Origin of the sequence: Moorena sp. SIO4G3 (genome assembly GCF_010692305.1) — a bacterium.
GTDB classification, from domain to species: domain Bacteria; phylum Cyanobacteriota; class Cyanobacteriia; order Cyanobacteriales; family Coleofasciculaceae; genus Moorena; species Moorena producens_A.
On the sequence record NZ_JAAHIG010000375.1, the window covers coordinates 1 to 8,336 of the forward strand.

The 8,336-nt window shown below is 46.0% G+C and carries 9 protein-coding genes; 3 read left to right on the plus strand and 6 right to left on the minus strand.

The genetic code is table 11. The annotated features are described in order from the left end of the window. Window positions 1-130: 130 nt before the first annotated feature. From F6J99_RS36980 to F6J99_RS36990, 3 genes are all read right to left on the minus strand, one after another. The gene (locus tag F6J99_RS36980; protein WP_293120736.1) at window positions 131-679 is read right to left on the minus strand and encodes a ComEA family DNA-binding protein; all 549 of its coding nucleotides are present in this window, start codon (window positions 677-679) and stop codon (window positions 131-133) included. Between the two features lie 5 nt (window positions 680-684). Then, complete coding sequence (locus F6J99_RS36985) at window positions 685-1,080, minus strand: NINE protein (protein WP_293120738.1); 396 nt, start codon at window positions 1,078-1,080, stop codon at window positions 685-687. A 147-nt stretch (window positions 1,081-1,227) separates the two neighbouring features. Continuing rightward, on the minus strand, window positions 1,228-1,398 hold the full coding sequence (locus F6J99_RS36990; RefSeq protein WP_293120740.1) for a hypothetical protein: 171 nt from the start codon (window positions 1,396-1,398) through the stop codon (window positions 1,228-1,230). A 390-nt stretch (window positions 1,399-1,788) separates the two neighbouring features. Between F6J99_RS36990 and F6J99_RS36995 the strand changes: the two genes are divergently transcribed. Next, the gene (locus F6J99_RS36995) at window positions 1,789-2,112 is read left to right on the plus strand and encodes a DUF1825 family protein (protein WP_070394592.1); all 324 of its coding nucleotides are present in this window, start codon (window positions 1,789-1,791) and stop codon (window positions 2,110-2,112) included. 145 nt (window positions 2,113-2,257) lie between these two features. Here F6J99_RS36995 and F6J99_RS37000 read toward each other — a convergent pair whose 3' ends face one another. The 3 genes from F6J99_RS37000 to iscB form a co-directional block, all read right to left on the minus strand. Next, a complete protein-coding gene (locus tag F6J99_RS37000; RefSeq protein WP_365975028.1) occupies window positions 2,258-4,069 on the minus strand; it encodes a penicillin-binding protein 1A in 1,812 nt (603 codons plus the stop codon). A gap of 141 nt (window positions 4,070-4,210) precedes the next feature. Next, window positions 4,211-4,420: a hypothetical protein gene (locus tag F6J99_RS37005; protein WP_293120747.1), complete on the minus strand. Its 210-nt coding sequence runs from the start codon at window positions 4,418-4,420 to the stop codon at window positions 4,211-4,213. A gap of 261 nt (window positions 4,421-4,681) precedes the next feature. Next, window positions 4,682-5,614 carry an RNA-guided endonuclease IscB gene (gene iscB, locus F6J99_RS37010; protein ID WP_365975025.1) on the minus strand — a complete coding sequence of 311 codons (933 nt, stop codon included), beginning with the start codon at window positions 5,612-5,614 and terminating at the stop codon, window positions 4,682-4,684. Window positions 5,615-6,284: 670 nt separating this feature from the next. On the opposite strand from iscB, the gene tyrS reads away from it, so the two are divergent. Together tyrS and pyrF are read left to right on the plus strand one after the other, a co-directional pair. Continuing rightward, on the plus strand, window positions 6,285-7,517 hold the full coding sequence (tyrS, locus tag F6J99_RS37015) for a tyrosine--tRNA ligase (RefSeq protein WP_293120744.1): 1,233 nt from the start codon (window positions 6,285-6,287) through the stop codon (window positions 7,515-7,517). 103 nt (window positions 7,518-7,620) lie between these two features. After that, window positions 7,621-8,336 (plus strand): orotidine-5'-phosphate decarboxylase (gene pyrF / locus F6J99_RS37020; protein ID WP_293120745.1); only part of this gene is annotated, 716 nt, incomplete at its 3' end.

Below are 8,336 nucleotides of genomic sequence, written 5' to 3' on the forward strand. Positions count from 1 at the left end.
TCCTGTTCCCTGTTCCCTATTCCCTGTTCCCTGTTCCCTGTTCCCTGTTCCCTATTCCCTATTCCCTAAAACCAAAAAAATTGTACCTCACCAAATTTAAAAAGGCTATAGTAAGCTCAAACTAATAATCTCAAAAGATTAAATAGTACATTAACTCAGATGTCAGCTGAGGATTAAGCTCAAGGCGTCGTTGAAGGTCAGCCAGATTACGGTATGGCCCACCATCAAAGCGATTTTGCATGATCGCTCTAGCTAAAAACAAGTCCACTGCTGGAATTTTCGTCAACTGTTCTAGAGATGCGGTGTTAGGGTTGACTAGCCCAGGCGTAACTAAACTCTCAGGATCGTAGTAACAAAACCTCAAAATTGGTTGCAAGGGTATCAGACGTTGTACGGACCAACCTAGGGCAGCTGCCAAATCTTCTAAGCAGCAAAATTGCACACCACTGCTGGTCAGTTCAAAAAGCGTCCGTGCCTGATGGATAGATATCCCTGGCAATCTCAGCCAATCATCCACACCAGCTTGATTGACATCAATGGTGAGCCCCAATTTGGCAGCTACAGCAATTTCTTCTGTAGATTGTAGCCGATAGTAGGGGTCACCCTTTAGCCTCTGCTGAATTGATTGCTGATTCGGGGTTTGTCGAGTCTTGGGTGATAGCCAATCAAAAATTGCCATGAAACTCAAGCAATTAGGTCAAGTAATTGACGACGTTTTTGTTCAAATTCATACTCAGACACTAGTCCCTCCTGACGTAGGCTGTCTAGCTGTCTTAGGGCATCGGCAATTTCCCCTACCTTGGCTGGGTCAATACCAGTTGATGAATTCTCTGAGGAAGATACTGTAGACTCAATACCGAGATTAAAATTCAGGTCAAACTGATCTTGACTTTGTAGTAAATACCACACCCCCTCTATAGCACTGGCAATTCGAGGAATGGGTGTCCAACACAGGAGTAAGTACATTACTCCCCAAAAGGGTTGTCCGAGATAAAATTTGTGTAATCCACAAACGGGGATCACTACCCCACTCAATGCCAGTAGGGAAGCGACTTTGCGGCTTTTTGGCTTGCTCAACATACTTGCTTTGACCCGCGTTGAATAGCTTGGTGGAGATCCAAAAACTGTCAATCCTATGTTCCTATAATAATTACTTATCTCGGACTGGAAAGTTAGAGGTTACAGATTATAGGTTGAAGGTTCACAGGTTGAACGCGATTGCGTGGCCTATTGGCCAAGGTTAACAGGTTGAAGGTTAATAGGTTGAAGGTTCACAGGTTGAAGGTTCACAGGTTGAAGGTTCACAGGTTGAAGGTTCACAGGTTGAAGGTTCACAGGTTGAAGGTTCACAGGTTGAAGGTTCACAGGTTGAACGCGCACCCGTGGCCTATGGGCCAAGGTTCACAGGTTGAACGCGCACCCGTGGCCTATGGGCCAAGGTTCACAGGTTGAACGCGCACCCGTGGCCTATGGGCCAAGGTTACGGGTTACAGGTTACAGCTTGCCAGTTATACATGTGGCGCGTGAGTTGTTAGGGCTCTAACTTTCAACCTTGGCCCATAGGCCACGCTACGCTAACAACGGTCTAACCTGTAACCGTTTAACCTTCAACCTGTAACCGTTTAACCTTCAACCTGTAACCGTTTAACCTTCAACCTGTAACCGTTTAACCTTAAACCTTCAACGGACTAATACGGAAAACCGAATTTTGTCCAGGTTTAACGCTACATTAAAATGTGACTAGAAGCGGCGATTGAGTACAACCAAACCGGTTGACAGGTAAGAGCAATGGGTTTTTTTGATTCGGAAATTGTCCAAAAAGAGGCAAAACAGCTGTTTGAAGATTACCAAGACCTGATTAAATTGGGCAACGACTATGGCAAATTTGACCGTGAAGGCAAAAAGATTTTCATCGATCAGATGGAACAGATGATGGAGCGCTATCGAATTTTTATGAAGCGCTTCGAGTTATCCGATGACTTCATGGCTCAGATGACCATAGAGCAGCTCAATACTCAGTTAGGTCAGTTTGGGATCACCCCTCAGCAGATGTTTGACCAGATGAACATGACATTGGAGCGGATGAAGTCAGACGTAGAGAAGCAATCGTAGTAGGGCATGCCTTTGGTGGAGGTGGGGATACATCGACATCCCCCAAGACAGCAGCTGATAACTGAGGGTCTTAGGCTGAATGCCCATAGTGCGTCAGTAGGGAGCCGCCAACGATGACGGCTGATATCCCTATTTTATCTAGAATTTATCTGGATCGAGGACGCTTAAATTTTGAGGGTCGAGGGAAGTATCTCACTGGTTCCCTCCGCAAAGCCTGAAGCATAAAACTCCGCCAGATCGGTGCGGCATAACCGCCACCTGTTACCCCTCGCCCAAGGGGTCGGTTGTTGTCTCGACCAATCCAAACTGCGGTAGCCATCTGGGGTACATATCCCACAAACCATACATCTCGCTCTGAAGAGGTTGTTCCGGTTTTACCTGCCGCCTGACGCCCGATGTGGGCAGATTTTCCGGTACCTCCGTTAATGACACCGGTTAGGGTATGGTTAAGGGAAGAAACCGCCCATTGATCTAGCACCAGCTTAGGCTTAGGGGTATTATCTAGCAGCACATTGCCTTTACTATCGGTCACTCGGACAATTAAGGTAGTGTCAGAGTGCCAGCCATTATTGGCAAAGGTAGCATAGGCTCCTGCCATTTCCAATGGTGTTACCCCAACTGACCCTAGGGGTAAGGATAACACTGGTTGCATGGGACTCTTAATTCCAAGGGTCTTAACCACATCAACGACTTTATCTAGTCCCACTCTCCTGCCAATCTTCACCGCTGGCACATTGCTTGATTGAACAATGGCGGTGCGGATACTCATGGCACCAGAGTAGCCACCACCATAGTTTTTGGGTCTGTAATAGCCTCTACCATCTCGATAGCGAACGGGGGTATCGTAAACAGTGGAACCAGGGGCATATTTACCTGTGGCAAAGGCCGTATAGTAAACAAATGGCTTAAAGGATGACCCAGGCTGACGTCGAGCTTGAGTAGCACGGTTGAATTTGCTCTTTTCATAGCTGTACCCCCCGACTATCGCTTTCACAAAATGGGTACGGGGGTCAACAGCGGCTAATGCCACCTGATTATCGTAAAGTCCACGGCGACGCAGGGTGTAATGAGCACGATTAACGGTCTTTTCTGCCATTTTTTGGAAGTAGTAGTCAACCGTGGTCTGAACTCGCATTCCGCCCTTGGTGACCGCCTCCTGACCAAATCGCTCTTTTAACTCCACCACCACAGCTTCTGTGACGAAAGGTAATTTACTGGTCGTCCAGGAAGTACTTTTGCCAATTAACAGGGGCTGTTCCTTGGCTTCTTTTTCTTGGGCTGCTGTAATCCATCCTAAATCCCGCATCCGCCTTAATACAACCGCTTGTCGCTCTTTAGCTCTAGAGTAGTTGCTGAAGGGACTGTATTCTTCTGGGGACTGGATTAGCCCTGCCAACATCGCTGACTCGGCTAAGGATAGCTCAGACGCTGGCTTAACAAAGTAGCTTCGGGCAGCTGTTTCAATGCCATAGTTATTGTGACCCCAATAGATTTGATTGAGGTACAATTCCAAAATCTCGTCTTTAGAGAAGATTTGCTCAACTCGGATAGCGAGTACAGCTTCAGTGATTTTGCGGCTAAAGGTGCGTTGCCGAGTCAGAAACAGGTTTTTCACCAACTGCATGGTGATCGTAGAACCTCCCTCTACTACTGTCCCCTGCCTCCAGTTGGCTAAGAAAGCACGACCGACGCTATTGGGGTTAACCCCATAGTGCATAAAGAAGCGACTGTCTTCTATAGCTAGTACAGCTCGCTTGAGTTGAGGGTTGATTTGGCCGAATTCGACCACTTCCCGATTCGCTTCCCCATGAAGGCTAACTAAAGGTCTACCCTTGACATCGTAAATGTAAGTTGTTTCTGTCGGTGTGTAGTTCCGGAGCATGCGCACATCTGGCAGGTTACGGAAGCTAGTCGCTAAGCCCACAAGTCCACCAGCTACAATCGAGCTAGCTAACATGGTAACCCCGAGGATAGTCCCTCCAGTTACTTGAGCCACCCCTTGCACAAACTGCAATACTTGTGAAGGCTTTTTTTTCCGATTTTTCCGATCTTGTGGTTGTGGAATAGTGCTAGATGACACGGTGATTTCATTTCCTTACTAAAGAACAGACATGTAAGCTAGGGGCTGTGCTTGGGGTGTTTTTTTTACTTTCTCTAAGTACCTTTCTATAAGACAATTCCAGAGATTGGTGGGCAGAGCAGGAATGTCTAGGACAATTATTTCTCGGTAAATTCCGGCAGTTACTTGCAAAAACTGTAAGTGTATCCATCTTTTCGGTGTATTGCTGATATATCTTGAGGGTTGCAACTTTTATAGCCCTTCATTCCTAACGGGGTAAATCCAAAGCTGCCTTTACTTCTAGGAGTTACCTTGCCTATACCTAGTCTTTGATGTTTGGCTATGTCTCCAGTGACCCAGCCCTTAATTGGTTTTAATGGATTGTGCCTGACGGGGTAACCGTACTTGTTGAGTGCTGCTTTTTGTCTGCCTCCCTGCCCTTTGCAAGTAACTAACAGTGGCTGAGACGTTTTCAAGACTAAGGTCCCAATATCCCCAACGCAAGCAGCATCAATAAGCGTGCTCCTTAGGAAGACCTAGTCTAGTCCGGTTGTACTTGGTCTGCGCTCCGGTTCCAGTAACTACAAACTTGATATTTTGGAGTACTTTCACTAACTTGTTACGAGTTGCATTTACCGCTGCCGCATCCTTTAATGGTTGTTTGGCTTTAGTTTTGATTTTTTGGAGTAAACTTGGCTTCTTTTTTAGGAATTCCTCTATAGGTTTGTTTCCTTTTCGTTGATTACATTTTTCGCAGGCTAAGCAGAGATTATTGACTCGATTACTTCCACCAAATGACTTTGGGTGAATGTGCTCGATCTGCAAGGGAACAGACTGTTTACCGCAATAGGTACATTCTCTTCCCCATTTCTCAAGTAAGTACTCCCTAACTTCGTAGCCAGCTAGTTCACCTTGTTGGTACTGAATACCATTGATTTCGGGATTCTGCATTTTCTGGGTATCAAACTTAACTCTTTCGACCCAAATTTCATTGACCGGACAAAACTTGGTTAATCGCTTTACCCACGTTTCAATAGTCGAAACCCTGTGTTCTAGGCTGGGTGGGAGCCAACCCTCTGAACGTTTGCGATTAAAAAACCGTGGCTTTCTGTAACGGGTGTGACGATTACGTCTTCGGTGCCTTACAGCTTTTCTAGACTCTAATTTTTTCTTGATCTTCCCTCCTCTATGTTCTAACTCCATTCCCCAAATGATTTGGTTGTTTTGGACTAGAGCAAATCCAGTTGTTTTGCTACCAGGATCAATCTTAATTTGACAAGGTGATACAATTGGATTATCAATCGCTGTTTTTAAGATGATCGTGAACGGGTACATCCGAAAAACAGCAGCTTTACCTTTGTCTAACAACCGACGAGCTTTCTTTGGTGGAATAGGGTTTAATGGCTGCTTGTTTGTGTCAATAACAAATACATAGTTTGGCATTTTTAGTGCTCTCAATTTGGTAATGTGTTCCTTGACAATGTTGGGATGGCTTGTTGGGCTAACCACACATTTGCCTTTGTCTTAATGATTAGCGACAGAGCCAGAAGCTGGAGTTCACCTCTGGGTGTCATAACCAAACCAACGTAGGAATCGCACCTGAGTCTGCATCCTAGTTGGTAATCCCGAAGATTACCGGGAATTCCCTAGGCTTTGGCTAGGAGGATTACTTACAAGTCTTGACCATCGAATTTCTTAATAATGCCAGGAGGTTATGGATAAGTGTCAAGCCCTATAAGTAAGCTTCAACTTCAGCTTCAACTACTGTAGCTATAAATAATTTTTGAATTAGGGTTAATTCCAGCCAATTCATACCATTTTGTATTCTACGACGGTCATTTACCGTCTTGATGCAGTCCCTGTGGTAGATTCATCCACCGATTGAACCCTCTAGATGCTAAAGCATGGGGCATTTAATCGCTATCTTACAAGCGACTGCATCAAGAAGAGTGGGCTTAATCGCCATCTCGTAACGGTTGTCAACGGCGTTTTGTATAATAGTTAGCGGCATTTTGACATGGCCCATGGCAAGTGTCGGTCTGGCTACGGATCCTTAGAATAAATTTAAACCATATGTATTAACATAGTGAATTGCCAACCATAGTCCCAACCGATGTCAAATTTTGAAATCCCCCTTTCTAACGAGCTAGCTTGGCTAGACAGAGGTACCAGTGAAATTTTTCCCCTACAACCGGATTCTCAGGACCCGAGTGAAAATCTAGCTATTCGGCTCAAGCAAGCTGAGCGTCCCTTACGGGTCAAGTTAGGTATAGACCCAACCGGTGCGGATCTCCATGTAGGTCATAGTATCCCAGTCAGAAAGCTACGGGCATTCCAAGATGCTGGTCATACCGCTGTCTTAATTATTGGTGACTTTACCGCTAGAATCGGTGACCCTACTGGGAAGTCTGAGGTGCGTCGCCAGTTGACACCAGCTCAGGTCAAGCAAAATGCTGAAACTTATCTGTCACAGGTGCGCCCTATTCTAGATTTTGACACCCCAGGACGGCTAGAAATTCGCTATAACTCTGAGTGGCTTAACCAGTTGGATTTGTCTGAGATTATTGAGTTGTTAGCCACTATGACCGTAGGGCAAATGCTGGCTAAGGAAGGGTTTGCTGAACGCTATCAACAACAAAATCCTATTTTCCTCCATGAGTTTCTCTACCCATTGATGCAGGGCTATGATTCTGTGGCAGTTAAGGCTGATGTGGAGTTAGGGGGAACTGACCAAAAGTTTAATATTGCCTTGGGACGGGATTTACAACGGCATTTTGGACAATCTCCCCAGTTCGGCTTACTGCTGCCAATTTTGATTGGGACGGATGGGATACAGAAAATGTCTAAGTCTTTGGGGAATTATGTTGGCTTGTCAGATGATCCCCTGACCATGTACTCGAAGCTGGAGGGCACACCAGATCATCTGTTAAAGCAATATTTTGAGCTGTTGACTGATGTGCCATTGGATCAGCTTCCAGCACAGCCACGGGAGCAGCAAAAGCAATTGGCTCTGACTATTGTGACCCAATATCACGGTGAAGCAGCAGCAAAAGAAGCTCAGCAGGCAGCACTGAACTTAGTAAAGGGTAGCACTACTGGTACGGGGGATTCTGTGCCAGAATTTTCATTGTCTTCTGTGGAGTTTCCCGCTAAGTTGTTCTATATCCTTAAAGAATCAGGTTTGTGCCAAAGTAGTGGCGAAGGAAGGCGACAGATTCAAGGGGGAGGTGTTAAGTTGGATGGCGATCGCATTTCAGTGGTTGACCAGACCTTTGATTCCCCTGATCAATTGGTGGGAAAGGTTTTGCAGGTGGGGAAAAAGAAGTTTGCCCGTTTAGTTAGTTGAAGGTATCAATGAAGGTTAGAAGGTTAGGAGGTTAGGAGGTTAGAAGGTTAGAAGGTTAGAAGGTTAGTAGGTTAGAAGGTTAGGAGGTTAGGAGGTTAGGAGGTTGAAAGTTGAAGATCGGATTATTGTTCCTTTGGATGTGCCGAGCAAAGAAGATGCGATCGCATTAGTGGAACAGTTGCCTGAGGTTAGCTTTTGGAAAGTAGGGCTGGAACTGTTTGTGAGCACTGGTCCTGAGATTATTCATGCTCTCAAACATCGGCAAAAGCGGATATTTCTGGATCTTAAATTTCACGATATCCCCAATACGGTAGCTGGAGCAACAAGGGTTGCAGCCGCCTATGGTGTGGACTTAATCACCATTCATGCCGTTGCTGGTCGCAATGCTCTTAAACGAGCGGCTGAAGCGGCAGTTGAGGGAGCTTTGACAGCGGGATGTCCCCCCCCAAAGTTAATTGGTATTACTCTACTCACCAGTCTCAATTCCCGGGATTTGGCCTTTGACCTGAAAATTCCGATCGAGTTGCCCGAATTTGTCTTACAAATGGCACTACTAGCTCAAGAGTCAGGTTTGAATGGGGCAGTGTGCTCCCCCATGGAAGTTTCACAGCTAAGACAGGTGTGTGGTGATGATTTTCTCCTGGTTTGTCCAGGAGTACGCCCCCAATGGTCCGAACAAGGTGATCAACGACGGGCAATGACCCCACTAGCTGCTCTACAAGCCGGTGCAGATTACCTAGTCATAGGGCGACCAATTACCGCTGCTGACGACCCAGTCGCTGCCTGGAATAGGATTTGTGAGGAATTAGCTGTTACTGG